The organism is Amycolatopsis nigrescens CSC17Ta-90 (genome assembly GCF_000384315.1).
GTDB classification, from domain to species: Bacteria; Actinomycetota; Actinomycetes; order Mycobacteriales; family Pseudonocardiaceae; genus Amycolatopsis; species Amycolatopsis nigrescens.
The window spans coordinates 4,087,803-4,107,121 of the sequence record NZ_ARVW01000001.1 but is presented as its reverse complement, the minus strand read 5'-3'; the positions used below and the strand labels follow the sequence as shown (position 1 = coordinate 4,107,121).

At 71.3% G+C, this 19,319-nt stretch carries 18 protein-coding genes; 9 read left to right on the top strand and 9 right to left on the bottom strand.

All coding sequences use genetic code 11. The annotated features are described in order from the left end of the window. Positions 1-356: 356 nt before the first annotated feature. From AMYNI_RS0119440 to ssd, 7 genes are read right to left on the bottom strand one after another with little or no spacing between them, the layout of a single operon-like run. Complete coding sequence (locus tag AMYNI_RS0119440; protein ID WP_245573954.1) at positions 357-722, bottom strand: Rv3654c family TadE-like protein; 366 nt, start codon at positions 720-722, stop codon at positions 357-359. Further along, positions 709-1,065, bottom strand: a complete 357-nt coding sequence (locus AMYNI_RS0119435; RefSeq protein WP_020669708.1) for a TadE family protein — start codon at positions 1,063-1,065, stop codon at positions 709-711. The genes AMYNI_RS0119440 and AMYNI_RS0119435 overlap by 14 nt, the downstream gene beginning before the upstream one ends. Continuing rightward, on the bottom strand, positions 1,065-1,259 hold the full coding sequence (locus AMYNI_RS0119430; protein ID WP_020669707.1) for a DUF4244 domain-containing protein: 195 nt from the start codon (positions 1,257-1,259) through the stop codon (positions 1,065-1,067). Before AMYNI_RS0119430 ends, AMYNI_RS0119435 begins: the two co-directional genes overlap by 1 nt. A gap of 37 nt (positions 1,260-1,296) precedes the next feature. Further along, complete coding sequence (locus tag AMYNI_RS0119425; protein ID WP_084628409.1) at positions 1,297-2,028, bottom strand: type II secretion system F family protein; 732 nt, start codon at positions 2,026-2,028, stop codon at positions 1,297-1,299. Next, positions 2,025-2,807, bottom strand: coding sequence for a type II secretion system F family protein (locus AMYNI_RS0119420; protein WP_020669705.1), 783 nt, complete (start codon positions 2,805-2,807; stop codon positions 2,025-2,027). The genes AMYNI_RS0119425 and AMYNI_RS0119420 overlap by 4 nt, the downstream gene beginning before the upstream one ends. Beyond that, positions 2,804-3,958 carry a TadA family conjugal transfer-associated ATPase gene (locus AMYNI_RS0119415; protein ID WP_020669704.1) on the bottom strand — a complete coding sequence of 385 codons (1,155 nt, stop codon included), beginning with the start codon at positions 3,956-3,958 and terminating at the stop codon, positions 2,804-2,806. The genes AMYNI_RS0119420 and AMYNI_RS0119415 overlap by 4 nt, the downstream gene beginning before the upstream one ends. After that, complete coding sequence (gene ssd / locus AMYNI_RS0119410) at positions 3,955-5,034, bottom strand: septum site-determining protein Ssd (protein WP_020669703.1); 1,080 nt, start codon at positions 5,032-5,034, stop codon at positions 3,955-3,957. Before ssd ends, AMYNI_RS0119415 begins: the two co-directional genes overlap by 4 nt. 514 nt (positions 5,035-5,548) lie before the next feature. On the opposite strand from ssd, the gene AMYNI_RS0119405 reads away from it, so the two are divergent. From AMYNI_RS0119405 to AMYNI_RS0119375, 7 genes are all read left to right on the top strand, one after another. Then, a complete protein-coding gene (locus AMYNI_RS0119405; protein ID WP_020669702.1) occupies positions 5,549-6,412 on the top strand; it encodes an HAD family hydrolase in 864 nt (287 codons plus the stop codon). A gap of 691 nt (positions 6,413-7,103) precedes the next feature. Next, positions 7,104-8,924, top strand: coding sequence for a glycoside hydrolase family 3 protein (locus tag AMYNI_RS0119400; RefSeq protein ID WP_020669701.1), 1,821 nt, complete (start codon positions 7,104-7,106; stop codon positions 8,922-8,924). Continuing rightward, positions 8,921-10,177 carry an exo-beta-N-acetylmuramidase NamZ family protein gene (locus AMYNI_RS0119395; RefSeq protein WP_020669700.1) on the top strand — a complete coding sequence of 419 codons (1,257 nt, stop codon included), beginning with the start codon at positions 8,921-8,923 and terminating at the stop codon, positions 10,175-10,177. Before AMYNI_RS0119400 ends, AMYNI_RS0119395 begins: the two co-directional genes overlap by 4 nt. A 7-nt stretch (positions 10,178-10,184) precedes the next feature. Beyond that, positions 10,185-11,939 (top strand): serine hydrolase domain-containing protein, encoded by a 1,755-nt coding sequence (locus tag AMYNI_RS0119390; protein ID WP_020669699.1) that lies wholly within the window; start codon positions 10,185-10,187, stop codon positions 11,937-11,939. 175 nt (positions 11,940-12,114) lie between these two features. Then, positions 12,115-13,110 (top strand): MurR/RpiR family transcriptional regulator, encoded by a 996-nt coding sequence (locus tag AMYNI_RS0119385; protein ID WP_245573951.1) that lies wholly within the window; start codon positions 12,115-12,117, stop codon positions 13,108-13,110. 62 nt (positions 13,111-13,172) lie between these two features. Then, positions 13,173-14,102: an N-acetylmuramic acid 6-phosphate etherase gene (locus AMYNI_RS0119380; protein ID WP_020669697.1), complete on the top strand. Its 930-nt coding sequence runs from the start codon at positions 13,173-13,175 to the stop codon at positions 14,100-14,102. Positions 14,103-14,263: 161 nt separating this feature from the next. After that, entirely contained in the window at positions 14,264-15,142 is an 879-nt protein-coding gene (locus tag AMYNI_RS0119375) for a class I SAM-dependent methyltransferase (protein WP_020669696.1), read from the top strand. Positions 15,143-15,144: 2 nt separating this feature from the next. Here AMYNI_RS0119375 and AMYNI_RS0119370 read toward each other — a convergent pair whose 3' ends face one another. Continuing rightward, the gene (locus AMYNI_RS0119370) at positions 15,145-15,882 is read right to left on the bottom strand and encodes a Fic family protein (protein WP_020669695.1); all 738 of its coding nucleotides are present in this window, start codon (positions 15,880-15,882) and stop codon (positions 15,145-15,147) included. After that, a complete protein-coding gene (locus tag AMYNI_RS0119365; protein ID WP_020669694.1) occupies positions 15,879-16,376 on the bottom strand; it encodes a phosphoribosyltransferase in 498 nt (165 codons plus the stop codon). Before AMYNI_RS0119365 ends, AMYNI_RS0119370 begins: the two co-directional genes overlap by 4 nt. Positions 16,377-16,518: 142 nt before the next feature. Between AMYNI_RS0119365 and AMYNI_RS0119360 the strand changes: the two genes are divergently transcribed. Together AMYNI_RS0119360 and acs are read left to right on the top strand one after the other, a co-directional pair. After that, positions 16,519-17,103: a GNAT family N-acetyltransferase gene (locus AMYNI_RS0119360; protein ID WP_020669693.1), complete on the top strand. Its 585-nt coding sequence runs from the start codon at positions 16,519-16,521 to the stop codon at positions 17,101-17,103. 112 nt (positions 17,104-17,215) lie between these two features. Continuing rightward, positions 17,216-19,207: an acetate--CoA ligase gene (gene acs / locus AMYNI_RS0119355; RefSeq protein WP_020669692.1), complete on the top strand. Its 1,992-nt coding sequence runs from the start codon at positions 17,216-17,218 to the stop codon at positions 19,205-19,207. The last annotated feature ends 112 nt before the right edge of the window (positions 19,208-19,319 follow it).

The following is a 19,319-nucleotide window of genomic DNA, read 5'->3' as shown; positions in this document are numbered from 1 at the left end:
CTCTCCGCTCACTCCGCCGTCGCACGGCGTCGTCTGATTCAAATAAACGGCAAGTTGCAAACTGCCGGAAGTGCCCGCGCGACAACCGGTGGTTCCGGCACGACGAGTGAACCTGGACACATCGCCCGGCAGAACGCCCTTCGTCGATCACCGGTCCGCCGGGGCGGTCAGCAGGGCGAACGGCTGGCGCCTCCAGGTTCGCCCCAATTTCCCTTGCGGGGCAACGCTTTCTGCCCTATTGTGCCGCCTCGCGGCAGGACCGGCGCCGACCGCTCGCCGTATGGCACCGACCGCTGCTCGCGCCGCGACGACCGGACCTACCGGGCGACCGGTGCCGCTCGCCGCACCTCGGCCGTTCAGCCGTGCGCCGCCGGACCGGCCCTGGCCCGCGCGACCGGCCCGGTGAACCCGGCGAGCAGGCCTGGTAGCGCCGCCTCCACCTCGACCAGTGCGTCCACCTGGTCGAAACGGCAGGTCAGCAGCCGGACCGCCATCCGGTCGGTCACCCAGCGCGCCCTGGCGCAGGCGGCCGCCTCACCGGCGGTCACGCCACCCGCCGCGGCCAGTGCGGCGAGGTCGGCGGCACCGGTCGCCCGGTGCCTGACCAGCACCGCCGCACCGAGCGCGTACAGCAGGGCACCGACCACCAGCAGGGCCACGATCGCGCCGGCGGCCCACACCGTCGCCATCCCGGCGTCCCCCGGGCGGCTACGGCGGCGCACCGCTGGCCCCTACCCCGGGCTCGAGCATCGCGTAGGCATTGGCCTCGAGGCCGATGCCTGCCCGATCGGCGAGTACCCGCACGGTGACCGTTTCTCCCTCCTGCCGCACGTCGAGCCGCGCCCCGTGCGGGGCTATCTCGGCGACCACCTGTGCGGCCAGCCCCGGCTGGCCCCTGGCGACCATGCGGGCCGCCTCGCGCGCGGCGTCCACGCACCGGAGCTGCCCGGTCACCGCCGCCACCCCGCCGAGTATCGCCCCGAAGACGAGGACCATCGCGGTCAGCGCGATCGCGGCTTCCACGGTGACCGCACCGCGCTCGGCCGACACGGGGTGGCGGCCCATCAGAAGCTCACCGAGAGCGCGTTGCGGATCAGTGAGTCGAGCAGCTCGCCCACCGAGTTGCCGGTCACCACGGTGTAGAGCACGGCCGCGAAGGCCGCCGCCGCGATGGTGCCGATCGCGTATTCGGTGGTGCTCATCCCGTCATCACCGGTGGTCAGTGCAGCCAGCCGCCGGAGTGCTCGTCGCGAGGTCATGCCGTTTCCTTCCAATTATGTCTATTGTGGACGGTTGCTAGGGCAGAACGGTGAGCCTGCCGGCCAGGCCGAGCACCACCGGCAGTACGCCGAGGCAGAGGAAGGCGGGCAGGAAGCACAGCCCCAGCGGGGCGGCGACCAGCACGCCCGCACGTTGCGCCCTGGCTTCGATCTGGTCGGTCAGCGAGGCCCGGACCTCTTCGGCTCGTTCCGCGCAGGCGTCGGCCAGTGCGGCGCCCGAGCGGGCGGTGCGGCGGGCGGCGGCCGCGAGTCCGGCGGTGTCCGCGCAGGCTCGCGCGGGCGCCCACGCCTCGGCCGGGTCGGCGCCGAGTGCCAACAGCCCGGCGGTCGAGTGCAGCGCCGCGGCCGCGCCGGTGGGTGCACCGTCGGCGACCACCCGGATCGCCACCGGCACCGGCAGCCCCGACCGGAGACAGGCGGCGAGCAGATCCCAGGTGGTGGCCAGCCGCCGGGCATCGACCGCGGTGGCCGCGCCGGCACGGCGCGACAGCCTGGTCACCAGCAGCCAGCTCACCCCACCGGCGGGCACCGCGGCGAGCGCCCCGGCGGGCCAGCCGAACAGGGCGAAGCAGATCGCCGCCACGCTGACCGCCAGCCAGCCCGCGGGCGAACGGGGCAGCCGCCGTCGCCGCTCGCTCCGCCGGACCGGGCCGACGCCGCCCAGCCGCGCGCTCGCGGCCTGCCACCGCGGTAGCACCAGCAGGGACCCGGCAAGCAGCAGCAGCGCCGGCAACGGACCACTACTCATCGCAGCACGACCTGACCCGCGGCGATCCGGGCGCTCCAGGTCATTCCGGCGCAGACCAGCGCACAACCGAGCACCAGCAGGACCTGGCCCGGCGCGGTGCCGGTCAGCACCCGGAACGGCATGGCGCCCATCGCCTCGCCCAGCAGCAGCCCGAGTGCGGGCAGCAGGGCCAGCACCACCGCGCTGGACCGGGGACCGGCCATGGCCGCCCTCGTCCTGGCCGTGAGCCGGACGGCGGCGACCAGGTCCCGACGGACCGCGTCCAGCACCTCTGCCATCGGCAGGCCGTGCCGCTGGGTCAGCGACCAGGCCCTGGCCAGCTGGTCGAGCACCGGGCCGGGTTCGACACCGAGCTCTCCACCGAGCCGCGCGGAGGAGGCCACCTCGCGCATCGCGGCCGCGATCGCCGCTGGCGCGTCCGCCGCGGCGGATTCGGCCGCGACGGCTGGAGGCGCGCCGGCCCGCAGCTCGGCGACCATCACCCGCAGCGCTTCGGCCAGCGACCGCGCCGAGGAGACGGCCGCCGCATCGAGGTCGCGCCGCCGGGCCTGGCGGACCCATGCCATGGCGAGCAGGCCGAAGCCCAGCACGCCGGGCAGCCCGGCCAATACCGCAACGGGGACTACGGCGAGCAGGAGCAGCCAGTATCGGAGCCGGACCGGCCCGATCCTCGTCCGGGTGCGCCGGACCGCGGCCACCGACAAGGCGTGCAGCCGTCCGGCCGGGTCCGGATCCGGCCAGCTCAGCAGTGCCACGGCGGCGAAAACGGTGGCGATCATGGCAACCGCCGCCCGAGCAGTCCGTCGAGCAGCGCGCGATGCTCTGTCCACCGGCCCGCCGTCCAAACCGGACGCACCACCACCCCGGCCGCGCTCGGAGTCACCACGCCCACCTCGGCCAGCCGCCGGCGGCCCGCCGCGGCACGACGCATGTGCAGCACCACCTGCACGGCGGCGGCAAGCTGGCTGTGCAGGGCCGCACTGGACAGCCCGCCCAGTGCGGCCAGCGCCTCCAGCCGCGCCGGAACCTCCGACGGCGAGTTCGCGTGCAGGGTGCAGGCGCCGCCGTCGTGCCCGGTGTTCAGCGCGGTGAGCAGCTCGCAGACCTCGCGGCCGCGCACCTCCCCGACCACCAGCCGGTCGGGCCGCATCCGCAGCGCCTGCCGGACGAGATCGCGCAGGGTGACCGCGCCCGCACCCTCCACATTGGGCGGACGCGCGACCAGCCGGACGAACTGCGGGTGCGCCGGCTGGAGTTCGCCGGCGTCTTCCACGCAGACGATGCGCTCGCCGGCCGGGACGATGCCGAGCATCGCCGCCAGCAGGGTGCTCTTGCCCGCGCCGGTGCACCCGGTGACCAGGAAGGCGAGCCGGGCCGCCACCACCGAGCGGATCAGCTCCGCGCCGTCGCCGTCGAAAGTGCCGAGCGCGCACAGGGTCTGGAGATCGTGCACGGCTGGGCGGAGCACCCGCAGCGAGACACAGGTGCCGTCGGCCGCGATCGGCGGCAGCACCGCGTGCAGCCGGATCCGGCCGTGCGGCCCGGCTCCCGGCAGCCATCCGTCCACATAGGGCTGTGCGTCATCGAGCCGCCGCCCGGCCGCGAGCGCCAGCCGCTGGGCGAGTTTGCGGACCGCGTCGTCACCGGGAAACCGCACCTCGGTCCGGCGCAGGCCGGCGGTGCCATCCACCCAGACCTCGTCCGGCCCGGTGACCAGCACATCGGTGACGCCCGGTTCGGCGAGCAACGGCTCCAGCGGTCCCGCGCCGACGAGCTCGTGCCGCAAGACGCGAAGGGTGTCCAACATGTCCGCCGGGCCGAGCAGGCCACCCGCCTCAGCGCGCACCGCTTCGGCGACGGCCCGCGGGTCGGCGGGCAAACCACTGCCGGCCAGCCTGCGCCGGACCCGGTCGAGCAGTTCGGCACTCACCGCGGCACGACCGATCCGGCCTCGGCCCGCAACGCGGCCAGCACCGAACCGGCCGCGGTGTCCAGCGCACCGCGCGGCCGGGGGCTGAACTCGCCGCGTTCCAACATCCTGGGCACGGCCCGCTCCGGCGCCATCGAGGTGAGCAGCGGCAGGCCGACGGAACTGGCCACCTGGTCGGGCATCAGCCCGCCCGGTGCCGGGCCGCGGACCACCAGGCGCACCTTGCCGGTGCGCTGGGCCAGCCTGTCCAGCACGCATTTCGCCGCCACCGCGGCCCTGACCTCGGCCGGTACGACGAGGACCACCAGGTCCGCGCGTTCCGCCACGGCCGAAGCCGCCGCGCCGAGCTGACGGGGCAGATCGCAGACCACCACGTTGCCCGCGCGCCGTCCGGCGTCCACCACGGCGGCCACCGCGGGGCCGGTGGGCCCGTCACCGGTGCGGTCGCAGGAGATGTAGGACAGCTTCACCGCGCCGTGGCGCCGCTGCGGCAGTGCCGCGTGCAGGGCCGGAACCGAAACCCGGCCCGCCTCCACGCACAGGGTCGACCACCGCGGCGCCTCGTCCCGCTCGGTACCGAGCACCATGTCCACGCCACCGCCGAGCGGGTCGCAGTCCACCAGCAGGGCGCCACCGGTGCGCGCGGCACGCAACCCGACGCTCACCGCCAGCACGGAAGCGCCGGCACCACCGCGGCCGCCGATCACGCCGAGCACGCAGCCGCCTTCGGCACCAGGACCTTCGGCCACCTCGGCGAGCTCCGCGAGCAGACCGGCTTCACCGTCCGGAAGGGACACAACGCGTTCGACGCCCGCGGCGAAGGCCCGCCGCCAGGTGTCCTCACGCGGCTCGCCCTTGCACACCAGCAGCACTCCTTGCCGCCGGGGCGACGACGGCTCGTTCTCACCTACCGCGTCTTCGTCGAGCAGCACCAGCGGCGCGGCCATCCAGTGCCGCCGCGCGGACACCAGGTCCGGCGCGCGTTCGGTGTCGCAGCCGGCCACCGTGGCCAGCCGCAGGATTTCGTCGAGCACGACCTCGTCGCTGGCGACCACGAGCGGACGCTTCCGAGTCATGGCAAGTCCCCCGGTTCGAGTGGGTTCACGACCGGCGTCACCGCGATGCCGGACTGCCCACAACCGTCGCGCCGCGGCCGCGACCGGCACAAGAGAGCGGCGGCCGGACTGTGGATAACCGGGGTGCTGTGCACAACTCGGCTCTTGTACGGCGTTTAACCGGCGAAATTGTCGGCGGGTCCGGCATAATTCGCGCACGCGCGTGAGCCAAAGCCGCAGATACCGCTTGAGCGGGCGGAAAGCCCTGGATATGAGGCGACCCCCGCCAGGGGGGAGGGACGGGGGTCGCCAGGGGTTCAGCCCCGGGGGGTCGGACTGAACCGGCCCGGTGTATCACCGGTTGAGCCAACTGTAACTCGGAAAAGCACGCGATGGGGCAAAAAACGCCACGCACAATTCGATAACGGGTACCGGGCAATCGATTTCCCGCTCTAGTCGTTCATTTTCGCACCACACGGCGACGTTTGTGGTCTGCCAACGGCCTGCCCCGGCACGGTCCTCCTATCCTGGTTACGTGGCCGACCCCAGTAGCTCGCGGACGAGCACAGCGACCAGCACCGCCGACACGCCAGGGCCCGCGATCGCGGCGTTCTTCGATCTCGACAAGACGATCATCGCTTCGTCCAGCGCGATGGCCTTCAGCCGCCCGCTGCTGCGGCAGGGCCTGATCAGCCGCCGCGCGGCGCTCAAGACCGCCTACGCGCAGCTCGCGTTCGCGCTGGCCGGTGCGGACGCGGCCAAGACGGAGCGGATGCGCGCGCAGATCTCCGCGCTGTGCACCGGCTGGGATGTCGCGCAGGTCCGCGCGATCGTGCACGAGACCCTGCACGACGTGGTCGACCCGCTCGTCTACGCGGAGGCCGCCGCGTTGATCACCGGGCACAAGAACGACGGGCACGACGTCATCGTGCTCTCCGCCACCGGGGACGAACTGGCCACGCCGATCGCGGAGATGGTCGGCGCGACGATGAGCGTGGCCAGCCGGATGGAGGTGATCGGCGGCCGCTACTCCGGGAAGGTCGATTTCTATTGCTACGGCGAGGAGAAGGCGCTCGCGGCCAAGCGGCTCGCCGCCGAGCACGGGTACGACCTCGCCGCCTGCCACGCCTACACCGACTCCAGCACGGACCTGCCGCTGCTGGAGGCCGTCGGCCACCCGCACGCGGTGAACCCGGACCGGGCGCTGCGCAAGGTCGCCGTGGAACGCGGCTGGCCGGTGCTCACCTTCAACAGCCCGGTGTCCCTGCGGCACCGGATCCCGACCCCTTCGGCGACCGTGATGGCGGTCGGGGTCGGCGTCAGCGCCGTCGCGGCCGGCGCCACCTGGTACGGCGTGAGCCGGCGGAACCGGAACCGCAAGGGCAAGGAGGGTGGCTGACGCACGCGGTGTGCGGGTGAGCCGTGATCCGGCCACCCACACGGCGGCTTCTGCCAGCGAAGACCTCGATCCCGCCGTCGCGCAGGGTGCCCGCGTCACTAAATCGAGCCTCTGTACCGGTGCACCCGTCTGCGCTCTTGTAGTGACGGCCATCACTGGGTAGAAAGTGAGTGCGGACATCTTGTCGGCCAGGGAGTAGGCAGAAGAGAAGCCTGGTCCACCCCGAGAGATCTCCGTGCGCGGACTCCGGGCACCCACGCACAGCACGCCGCGGGAGGCTTGTCGTCTAGGGACTGCGTACCGGGACGCCGGACGCCGAGTCCAGGTAGGTACGACTGGAGTTGCACGCTTGGTAACCCGACAGTTCGCGCGATCCGGCGGGGCGCCCTTCACGGGACGCCCCGCCGGATTATTTCTGCCTCCCGGCGGCCCGGCGCGACGCGCCGAGGGAGTTGGGAAAAGTTTGGTTCACCGAGAAAGATCGCGCTGAGTACTCCGAACGGCACAGTGGGTCGTTGACCTGCCGGGGTTCGGAAAGTAGCTTCCCGGTGCCGGGGGATTCGGTGAGAAGATTTCCGTGTCAGCCCGGCTTGTTTCGTGTCGTGCCCGAACGGCACCGCGCGAGGAGAACAGGGAGGCTGCCGTGACCGTCCGACATGCGCACAACCGTGCCCGCCAACGGGGGATCCATGTGCTCGCCGCGTCCTGCGCCGGTCTGCTCGCCATCACCGGGGTCGCGGGCGCCAGCCCGGCGTCCGCGTTGAACCAGCAGTCGCAGACCGCGGCCGCGCGGCAGCAGCAGGAGGCGGACGCCGAAGCGGATGCGTTCGGCAGGCAGGCGCTGCAGGGCATGACCCTGGACCAGAAGATCGGGCAGCTGTTCGTGGCCGACGTCTTCGGCAAGGCGGCGGACGAGGTCAACGAGAGCAACCAGAAGAAGTACGGCGTCGGCACCCCGGCCGAGGTGGTCCAGCGGTACCAGGTCGGCGGGGTCATCTACTTCAACAACCCCGGTACGGACAACGTGGAGAATCCGGCCCAGCTGGCCAGGTTCTCCAACGGGCTGCAGCGGGCCGCGCTCGACTCCGGCACCCGGCTGCCGCTGATCGTCTCGATCGACCAGGAGGGCGGCCGGGTCACCAGGATCGGCGCCCCGGCGACCGAGTACCCCAGCAGCATGGCGATCGGCGCCGGGCGCAGCACCGAGGACGCGAAGAGGCTGGCCACCATCAACGGCCACGAGCTGCGCGCGATGGGCATCAACCAGAACTTCGCGCCGGACGCGGACATCAACTCCAACCCGCTGAACCCGGTGATCGGCTCGCGCTCCTTCTCCGCCGACCCCGCGCTGGCCGGCAAGATGGTCACCGCGGAGATCGCGGGCTACCAGCGCGCCGGCTCGCCGGTGGACGCGGTCTCCTCCTCCGCTAAGCACTTCCCCGGGCACGGCGACGCGGCGACGGACAGCCACAACGGGCTGCCGGAGATCAAGCGCACCGCGGAGGAGTGGCGCCGGATCGACATGCCGCCGTTCAAGGCGGCCATCGACGCCGGCATCGACTCGATCATGACGGCGCACATCACCGTGCCCAGCCTCGACCCGTCCGGCAACCCGGCCACCCTGTCCAAGCCGATCATGACCGGGCTGCTGCGCGACGAGCTGGGCTACGACGGCGTGGTGGTCACCGACTCGCTGCAGATGCAGGGCGTGCGCGAGCTGCACTCCGACGAGGAGATCCCGGTGCTCGCGATCGAGGCCGGGGTGGACCAGATGCTGATGCCGCCGGACCTGAACGTGGCGATCAAGGGCGTGCGGGACGCGGTGGCGAGCGGGCGGATCAGCGAGGAGCGGATCGACCAGAGCGTGCGGCGCATCCTGAAGCTGAAGTTCAACCGCGGCATCGTGGCCAAGCCGCTGGTCAACGAGCGGCTGGTGGACCAGAAGGTGGGCACCCGCAAGAACCTCGAGCAGGTCCAGCGGCTCACCGACCGCACCACCACCCTGCTGCGCAACGACGCCGGTCTGCTGCCGCTGAAGCCGGGCAAGGTGCTGGTCACCGGCTGGAATCGGCCGGACTACCCCGGCTACCCCGCCGAACCGGTCACCGCGCTGGCCAGGCAGCTCGGCCCGGACGCGACCGCGTTGTCCACCGGCACCAGCCCGGACGCGGCACAGGTGGCGAAGGCGGTCGAAGCGGCGAAGAACGCGGACACGGTGGTCGTGCTGACCAACGGGCTGCGCACCGCCACCAACCAGCAGAACCTGGTGAAAGCCTTGCAGGACACCGGAAAGCCGGTGGTCGCGGTGACCGTGCAGGAGCCGTACGACCCCGGCTTCGCGGACGTGCCGACCTGGGTGGCCACCTACGACTGGCGCGAGGTGACGATGGCGTCGCTGGCCAAGGTGCTGCACGGGAAGATCGCGCCGCAGGGCAAGCTGCCGGTCAGCATCCCGACCGGCGCCGACCCGGACAAGGTGCTGTTCCCCTTCGGCCACGGCCTGACCTGGTGAGCCTCAACCGGCGCCGGTTCCTCGCCGCGGGCGCACTGGCCACCCCGCTGCTGGCGGCCGGTTCCGGGCTGCCCGCGGTCGCGGACGAGAGCACCGGCCGGGTGCTCACCGGCGCGGACATCCTGGCCGCCCAGCACTGGCAGCCGCTGGCCGGACGCAAGGTCGGCGTGCTGTCCAACCCGACCGGGGTGCTGGCCGGGCTGGAGCACATCGTGGACTCGATGGTCGCCGCCGGGGTACGGCCGGTGGCCGCGTTCGGTCCGGAGCACGGTTTCCGCGGCAGCGCGCAGGCCGGCGGGTCCGAAGGCGACTACACCGATCCGCGCACCGGCATCCCGGTGTACGACGCGTACGGCGCGGACGCCACCAAGCTGGCCGGGATGTTCACCAAGGCCGGGGTGGACACCATCGTCTTCGACATCGCCGACGTGGGCGCCCGCTTCTACACCTACATCTGGTCGCTGTACACGGCGATGGTGGCGGCGGCGAGGACCGGTGCGCCGTTCGTCCTGCTCGACCGGCCGAACCCGTTGGGCGGCAAGGCTTTCGGCCCGATGCTGGATCCCGCGTACGCCTCCGGGGTCGGCCGCAAGCCGATCGTCCAGCAGCACGGGATGACGGTCGGCGAGCTGGCCAGGTTCTTCGCCGGGGAGTTCCTGCCCGGCGAAGGCGTCCGGCTCGCCCAGCTCGACGTGGTCGGGATGCGCGGCTGGCGGCGTGACCGGCTGTTCGCGGACACCGGGCTGACCTGGACCCCGCCGAGCCCGAACATGCCCACCCCGGACACCGCGCTGGTGTACCCGGGCACCGGCCTGTTCGAGGGCACCGTGTTCTCCGAAGGCCGCGGCACCACCCGCCCGTTCGAGACCATCGGCGCGCCGGGGCTGGACTGGCGGTGGCGGGAAGCGCTCGGCGAGCTGGCGCTGCCGGGGGTGGAGTTCCGCGAGAACTACTTCGTGCCCACCTTCGGCAAGTTCGTCGGCGAGACCTGCGGCGGGGTGCAGCTGGTGCTCACCCAGCCGGCCAGGTTCGACGCGATCCGGACCGCGGTCGCCATGCTGGTCACCGCGAAACGGCTGCACCCGGACCGGTTCGGCTGGCGCCCGGACAACTTCATCGACAAACTGGCCGGCTCCGACCGGCTCCGAACGATGGTCGACGCGGGCGCCGGGGTGGACGAGATCCTCGGCTCCTGGCGCGCCGAGCTCGAGCAGTTCGACTCCAGGCGAAGGCAGTACCTGAGCTACCGGTGAGGCTGACATGCGTGCTGGCAAGATCGTGGTCGCGGTGGTCGTCGCGGCCACCGCGCTGACCACCACGGGAGCGAGCGCGATCGCCACCTCCGACCAGGCCGGAGCCTCCACCGGGCGGTTCGACCGGCCACGGCACGGGTTCGCATCGCCGCACACGGTGCTGCGCGACGGACAGCCAGCCGACGTCGGGCTGGACCCGGCACGAATCGCCGACGCGGAACGGTTCCTGACGGAAAAAACCCGACCGGACGGGTCCGGTCACCCGCTCTTCTCCGGCGCGGTCGGCCTGCTCGCCCACGACGGTGTGGTCGTCGACCGCTTCGCCACCGGTGGCGCGGTCCGCTACGCCGACGGCGCGGGAACCGAGCTGCCCGTCGACCAGCAGCTGCCGATGCGCACCGACACCATCTTCGACCTGGCCTCGATCTCCAAGCTGTTCACCTCGATCGCGGTGCTGCAACTGGTCGAACGCGGGCAGCTGGAGCTGGCCGCGCCGGTGGTGCGTTACCTGCCGGAGTTCGGCGTGCACGGCAAAGAGTCGATCACGGTGGAACAGCTGCTCACGCACACTTCGGGCTTCGACGCGGACCCGACGCCGTCGCTGTGGGCCGGTTACCCGGACATCCCGTCGCGCCGCAAGGCCGTACTGGACAGCCCGCTCAAGAACCCGCCCGGCAGCACCTACCTGTACTCCGACATCAACCTGATGACACTCGGCTTCCTGGTCGAGAAGGTCACCGGGGCCACCCTGGACGCCGTGGTCCGCGACCGGATCACCGCGCCGCTGGGCATGACCGACACCGGCTACAACCCGCCGACCGCCAAGCTGGACCGGGTCGCGGCGACGGAGTTCCAGGCGAACCCACCGCGCAGCATGGTGCGCGGGCAGGTGCACGACGAGAACGCCTGGTCGCTCGGCGGGGTCTCCGGCCACGCCGGCGTCTTCTCCACCGCCGGTGACCTGGCGATCCTCGGCCAGGCGGTGCTGGGCGGCGGCAGCTACGCCGGGCACCGGATCCTGCGCGAGTCCACCGTGCGCACCATGCTGACCAACCACAACCAGGCCTTCGGCGAAGCGCAAGGCCTCGGCTTCGAGCTGGACCGGATGTTCTACATGGGCGGGCTGGCCTCGCCATCGACCGCGGGGCACACCGGGTACACCGGCACCACGCTGGTGATCGACCCGGAGTCGAGGTCGATCGCGATCCTGCTGACCAACCGGGTGCACCCGAGCCGGAACTGGGGTTCGATCAACCCGGCGCGGGAGGCGTGGGCCACCGCGCTGGCCAGGTCGCTGGCGGTGCCGCCGTCCCGTGGCCGGGACGCCTGGTTCTCCGAGATCGGCAATCTCGGCACGGCCACCCTGACCAGCCGTCCGCTGGCGACCGGGGGCGGGCCGCTCGATATCCGTTACGAAGCTTTCTTGGACACCGAGGTAACGGACCGACTTTTCCTCGAATGGAGTAACGACGGCAGCACCTGGCAGCCGGTCCCCGTGCGGGCTTTCGGGCGCGGCGCGACCGAAGGTGAAACGCCTTCGCTATCCGGGCACGGGCATCGCTCCTGGTGGCACGTGCGAGCCACCGTCCCCGCCGCTGACCAGGTAATACTCCGCTGGCGCTACAGCACGGACAAGTCCTACACCGGCCGCGGCGTTTTACTCGACGGCCTCCGGGTACTCGAACACGGTCGGGTTGTCCTGGACGGCGAACGGGACCCATCGTCACTCACCGCGACCGGCTGGCGACCGATTCCCAGGTGAATCCACGTTTCGCCGCTTCGAGGACGACACTAAGTTGCCAAGTCGTTAACAAGTGAACGTTAACGACTTCGACCTGGTTAGCGACTTTCAGGGCAACTGCTTGACCGCAGCACCGGGCCGGATGAGCTCGGCCGGGTTGCGTTCTCCCCGAAGGATGTGGGTAACCTTGTCTCAAATGCCAACGGTTAGTAACTTTCCCACGATCACGGACACTGCTGCCGGGATCGGACCGGTACGCACCGACGTCGCCACGGCGCCGGTGCGCGAGATCGACCCCAGTCCGCTGGTGCGGATCCGCTCCCTGCTGCCAGGCCTGGCCCGTGCTGAACAGCGGGTCGCGAAGGTCGTCCTCGACGACCCGTCCTCGGTCGCCCGCCGCAGCATCACCGAGGTGGCACTGGCCGCGAACACCAGCGAGACCACCGTGACCAGGTTCTGCAAGGCGGTCGGCGTCGGCGGCTACCCGCAGCTGCGCATCGCGCTGGCCGCGGACACCGCCAGGACCGAGGCCCGGTCCAGCCGCAACCTCGGCGGCGAGATCGGCCCGGAGGACGACCTGGCCGCGGTGATCGGCAAGGTCAGCTTCGCCGACGCCCGCGCCGTCGAAGAGACCGCCGACCAGCTGGACGTGCCCACCCTGCAGCGGGTGATCGAGATCGTCGCCTCGGCGGGCCGGGTGGACGTCTACGGCGTCGGCGCCAGCGCGTTCGTCGCCGCCGACCTGCAGCAGAAGCTGCACCGGATCGGGCGGGTCTCCTTCGCCTGGTCGGACACGCACATCATGCTCACCTCGGCGGCCGTGCTCAGCCCCGGCGACGTGGCGATCGGCATCTCCCACACCGGCGCGACCACGGACAGCGTCGAGGCGCTGCGGGTGGCCCGCGAACACGGCGCGGTCACCGTGGCACTGACCAACTTCCCGCGCTCCCCGATCACCGAGGTCGCCGACCACGTGCTGACCACCGCGGCCAGGGAGACCACCTTCCGCTCCGGCGCCACCGCGAGCCGGATCGCCCAGCTCACCGTGATCGACTGCCTGTTCATCGGCGTCGCGCAGCGGCACATGGACGCCGCGGTCTCCGCGCTGGACGCGACCAGGGACGCGGTCGGCACCCACCGGCTCGGGGTCAGGCCGGACGGCAGAAGGCGCCCGAGGGAGACCGGCAAATGAGGGAGCCCTTCGACGCGATCGCAGCCACGCGTTCGGAAAAGAGCACAGAAACTGTGAGGCGCATGATGACCGTGCCGCGCCAGGTGGTGCACGTCGACTCCCCGACCGAACAGCGAAACCCCCGTACGACGGACATCGACCTGATGTCCACCGTCGGCATCCTCGGCGTGCTGAACGCGGAAGACCGCCGGGTGCCGGACGCGGTGCGCGCGGTACTGCCCCAGGTCGCGGTTGCGGTGGACTACGCCACCGAAGCGCTGCGCAACAGCCGTCGCGTGCACTACGTGGGCGCGGGCACCTCGGGCAGGCTGGCCACCCTGGACGCAGCCGAGCTGGTGCCCACCTTCAACGTGCCGGCGGACTGGTTCGTCGCGCACCACGCCGGTGGCGAGCGCGCGCTGCGCCAGGCCGTGGAGAACGCCGAGGACGACGCCAAAGCGGGCGCGGCCGAGATGAACGCGTGCATCGAACCGGGTGACTTCGTGCTCGGGCTGACCGCGTCCGGCCGCACCCCGTACGTGCTGGGCGCGCTGGAGGCGGCCGCCCGCCGGGGCGCCAGGACCGGGTTGGTCTCCGGCAATCCGGGCGCGGTCCAGCCCGCCGGGGTGGACGTGCTGATCGCGGTGAACACCGGCCCGGAGGCGATCGCCGGCTCGACCAGGATGAAGGCGGGCACCGCGCAGAAGATCATCCTCACCGCGTTCTCCACCGCGACGATGATCAAGCTGGGCCGGACGTACTCGAACCTGATGGTCAGCATGCGGGCGACCAACGCGAAGCTGCGCGGGCGGACCCTGCGCATCCTGCGCGAGGCGACCGGGATGAGCGCGCAGGACTGCTCGGACGCACTGGCCGAATCGGACGGTGAGCTCAAGGTGGCGCTGGTGCACCTACTGTCCGGAGTGGACACCCGGGACGCGGCGGACGCGCTGGCGGCCAACGGCGGGCACGTCCGGAACACCCTGGACTCACTGCGGGTCAAGGCGAGCTGAGTACCGCACCTCCGGTGGTCCACCTTGGACCACCGGAGGTTGAGACGGTTATCACAGTGGCAGAAATTCCGGCATTACGGCCACGGTGTGTGCGCGAATCGCTGCGCAGTGCCACAGTAGGTTAGGCATGCTAAGTAATGCGCCTACTTCGTGGAGGCACCATGACCGGAAAACTCGAGCAATGGGACATCACCTCCAGCGTCGGCCTGACCGCGCTCGGCGTCGCCGCCGCCCGCGCGGTGGAGACGCACCGGCCGGACCCGCTGGTCCGGGACCCGTTCGCGGAGGAGTTCGTGCGGGCTGCGAAACCACCGGTCCCGCTGCCGCTGCGACCGGGTGACGGCGAAGAAGCGGTGTGGGGCCAGTGCGCCCAGTACATGGGGCTGCGGTCGCGGTTCTTCGACGACTACTTCGCCGCCGCGACCGAGTCCGGAGTGGACCAGGTCGTGCTGCTCGCCGCCGGGCTGGACGCCCGCGCGTATCGGCTGGACTGGCCGTCGGACTGCGATCTGTACGAAGTGGACCAGCCGAAGGTGCTGGAGTTCAAACAGGACGTGCTGGCCGGGCTCGCCGCCGAACCGCGCTGCCAGTGGCACCCGGTGCCCACCGATCTGCGCGACGACTGGGCCGGCGCGCTCGCCGCGGCCGGTTTCGACCCGGACCGGCCGACCGCCTGGCTGGCCGAGGGCCTGCTGCCCTATCTGCCCGCGCAGGCCGAAGAGGACCTCTTCTCCTTGGTGCACAAGCTTTCCGCGCCCGGCAGCTGGATCGCCGTCGAGGTCGCGAACAGCCGGCTGACCAAGGCCGTGCTGGAGCACCCGATGTTCCGCTCGGCGTCGGCGAGTTTCGGGGTGGACGTCGGTTCGCTGTGGGAGACCGAACCGCGCCGGGACTGCGCCGAATGGCTGCGCTGGGCGGGCTGGACGGTGACCACCGAGGCGGTCTCCGATGCCGCGGACCGCTACCGGCGTCCGCTCGAAGGCGGGCTGAACGACGTGATGGCCTTGGGCGGCATGGTCACCGCGCGCCGGGAGAGCTGACCTCAGCCGGCCGCTTCGGCGATACCGCGCGCCTCCTTCGCCCCGGTTTCGAAGGCCTCGCAGCAGAACAGCAGCCAGCCGCGCACCCCGTCCGGCTCGCCGCTGGCGAAGCCGGCCAGCGCCTCGCCGTAGCGCCGCATCCGGCGGAAGCAGGCCACTTCCGGCACGGTCAGCGCCTTCGGGTCGAGGCCGCCGGCGACCATGGCCAGCCTGGCCGCGGCGCGGGCCATCACCCCGTCCGCGCTGCCGAACGGCCGCAGCGTCAGCAGTTCGCCGTGCACCACCGCGGTGAGCACCGGGCCCGGCACCGAGGTCGCCCCGGTGACCAGCTGGGCCAGCAGCTCCAACCGTTCCGCGATCCCGTCCCCGGCCCGCGGCCTGCCCAGCGCCGCGGGGTCGGCGACGAGGTCGGCCGCGGCCAGCACGTGCATCTTGGCCAGTGCCTGGAGCGGGGCCCGGCGCCAAGTGGGCAGCAGGCCTTCCAGCGCCTCGGCCACCCGGAGCGAGCCGGCCAGCACCGGGTCGGTCACCGCGGCGTCCTCCGGGATCTCCGGATCGGCACCGTCGATGCCGGCCGAGGCCCGTGCCGCGCGCACCGAGGCCTCGGCCGCAGTGGCCGAGCCGCCCCGCAGGTTCGCCGGATGGCGGTGCACCGCGAAAACCGCGTCCTGCGCGGACTTCACCGCGGCCGCGACGCCATCGAGGTCGAGCAGGGGCTTGAGCGGATCGGTGCTGTTCACGCGTCCAACACCTGTCCGGCCCGCTTGGTCACCGGCGGCCGGTCCGACCACGGGAAGTTGATCCACCGGTCGGTGCGGCGCCAGACGTACTCGCAGGAGACCACGGACCGCGGCTTCTCGTAGATCACCGCGCACCGCACCTCGGCCACGTGGTCGGCGCAGAAGTCGCGCACCAGCTTCAGGGTGGCGCCGGTGTCCGCGACGTCGTCGGCGACCAGCACCTTCGCCCCGGTCAGGTCCACCGCGTTGGGCACCGGCGGCAGCATCACCGGCAGGTCGAGCCGCTGGTCCACCCCGGTGTAGAACTCCACGTTCATCACGTGCAGGTTCTTCACGTCGAGCGCGTAGCCGAGCACCCCCGCGACGAACAGCCCGCCGCGGGCGATGGAGAGGATCAGGTCCGGCTCGAAACCGTCGCCGTCGATCTCCTCCGCCAGTTCCCGGCCGGCCGTGCCGAACAACTCCCAGGTGAGCTCTGCACGCTCCGCCGCCATCAGCCGTCCTCCCTGCCGCGACACCGAGGGGCGGTGTCTGCTCCGGCGAGCATAAGAGCACCTGCGAAGACGACGAGTGGCCTGTCCGATTAGCTCAGAATTGGCCCTCTTAGAAGTCCACCTGGCGACTTAGCGTGAGCGCATGACCGACGAATGGGACCACCGCCCCAGCCTGCACGGCAAGCACGTCCACCTCGAACCGCTCGGCCCCGAGCACGCCGACGGCCTGCACGAGGCCGGCCGCGACCCGGACATCTGGACCTGGCTGAGCCTGCACCGGCCACCGGAGCCCGCGGACACCCGGCGGATGGTGGACGAGATCCTGGCCGCGCCCGACCGGATCAGCTGGGCCCAGATCGACGCCGCCACCGGCAAGGTCGCCGGCACCACGTCCTACTACGAGCTGGACCGCAAGCACCGCGGCCTCGCCATCGGGCACACCTGGATCGGCACCCCCTGGCAGCGCACCCCGCTCAACACCGAGGCCAAGCTTCTGTTGCTGCGCAGGGCTTTCGAGGACCTCTCCGCGAACCGCGTCACCTGGCACACCGACTCCCGCAACGAGCGGTCCCGCCGCGCGATCGAGCGGCTCGGGGCGCGGCACGAAGGCATCCTGCGGGCACACCGGATCCGGAAGGACGGCACCCTGCGCGACACCGCGGTGTACTCGGTCGTCGCCGCGGAATGGCCCGCCGTGCGGGAAGGGCTGGCGGCGCGGCTCGATTAGCTCGTTCGGGACGCGACTCAACCCGGTGCGACCTTTTACTTCGAGGGCTAACGTCGTTACCGTGCCCCCGGGCGTGACCCGCGGAATCCGCAATTTCAGGAGGCCTTGCACCATGACCGAGCAGTCCCCAGCGTTGGACAACCTGCTCCAGGAGAACCGGACCTTTCCGCCGAGCGAGGAGTTCGCGGCGCAGGCCAACGCGCCCGCGGCACTCTACGGCGAAGCGGACGCGGACCGGGACGCCTTCTGGGCGAAACAGGCCGAGCGGCTGAGCTGGGACACCAAGTGGTCGCAGGTGCTGGACTGGTCGGACGCGCCGTTCGCGAAGTGGTTCGTCGGCGGCAAGCTCAACGTGGCGTACAACTGCGTGGACCGGCACGTCGAGGCCGGGCACGGGGACCAGATCGCGATCCACTGGGTCGGCGAGCCAGGCGACACCCGCGACCTCACCTACGCCGAGCTGAAGGACGAGGTCTCCAAGGCCGCCAACGGGCTCGCGTCACTCGGCCTTGTCGCCGGTGACCGGGTGGCGATCCAGCTTCAGATGATCCCCGAGGCGATCATCGCGATGCTGGCCTGCGCGCGGCTGGGCCTGACGCACAGCGTGGTGTTCGGCGGGTTCTCGCCGACCGCGCTGCGCTCGCGGGTGGACGACGCCGCGGCCAGGGTGGTGATCACCTCCGACGGGCAGTACCGCCGAGGCAAGGCCGCGCCGATGAAGGCCAACGTCGACGAGGCGCTGGAAGGCGCGGGCAGCGTGGAGAAGGTGCTCGTGGTCCGGCGCACCGGCGCCGACCTCGACGGCGAGGTGCCGTGGACCGACGGCCGCGACCTCTGGTGGCACGAGCTGGTCGAGGCGCAGTCCACCGAGCACCAGCCGGAGGCCTTCGACTCCGAGCACCCGCTGTACATCCTGTACACCAGCGGCACCACCGGGAAGCCGAAGGGAATCCTGCACACCTCCGGCGGCTACCTGACCCAGGTCGCGTACACGCACAACGTGGTGTTCGACCACAAGCCGGGCCAGGACGTCTACTGGTGCACGGCGGACATCGGCTGGGTTACCGGGCACTCGTACATCGTGTACGGGCCGCTGGCCAACCGCGCCACCCAGGTCGTCTACGAAGGCACGCCGAACACCCCGCACGAGGGCAGGCACTGGGAGATCGTGCAGAAGTACAAGGTCTCCATCTACTACACCGCGCCCACGCTGATCCGCACCTTCATGAAGTGGGGCAACGAGATCCCGCAGAAGTACGACCTGTCGTCGCTGCGCGTGCTGGGCAGTGTGGGCGAGCCGATCAACCCCGAGGCGTGGATCTGGTACCGGGAGAACATCGGCGCGGGCAAGGCGCCGATCGTGGACACCTGGTGGCAGACCGAGACCGGCGCGATCATGATCTCGCCGCTGCCGGGGGTCACCTCCACCAAACCGGGTTCGGCGCAGCGCGCGCTGCCGGGCATCTCGGCGAAGGTGGTCGACGACTCGGCCACCGAGGTTGGCAACGGCGGTGGCGGCTACCTGGTGCTGGACAAGCCGTGGCCGGCCATGCTGCGCGGGATCTGGGGCGACAACGAGCGCTTCAAGGAGACCTACTGGTCGCGGTTCTCCGAGCAGGGCTTCTACTTCGCCGGCGACGGCGCGAAGTACGACGACGACGGGGACATCTGGCTGCTCGGCCGGGTGGACGACGTGATGAACGTTTCCGGGCACCGGATCTCCACCACCGAGGTTGAGTCCGCGCTGGTCTCGCACCCGACGGTGGCCGAGGCGGCCGTGGTCGGCGCGACCGACCCGACCACCGGGCAGGGCATCGTGGCCTTCGTGATCCTGCGCGGCAGCGCGGACAGCGACACCGCCGGCGGCGCCGAAGCGGTGCAGGCGCTGCGCAACCACGTGGCCAAGGAGATCGGCCCGATCGCCAAACCGCGGCAGATCATGGTCGTGCCCGAGCTGCCGAAGACCCGTTCTGGCAAGATCATGCGTCGGTTGCTCCGTGATGTCGCGGAGAACCGCGAAGTCGGCGACGTCACCACTCTCGCCGATTCTTCGGTCATGGACCTGATCTCGACCGGGCTGAACACCGGCAAGGGCGAAGAATAATCCGGGGTGCCTCCCGGCGATAACGGCCCAGACCACCCCTGGCGCCGGGTAGTCGAACGAATGTTCTACCCTGTGCGCCGGGAGTACCCATCAATCCGGGCAAGGAGACAAC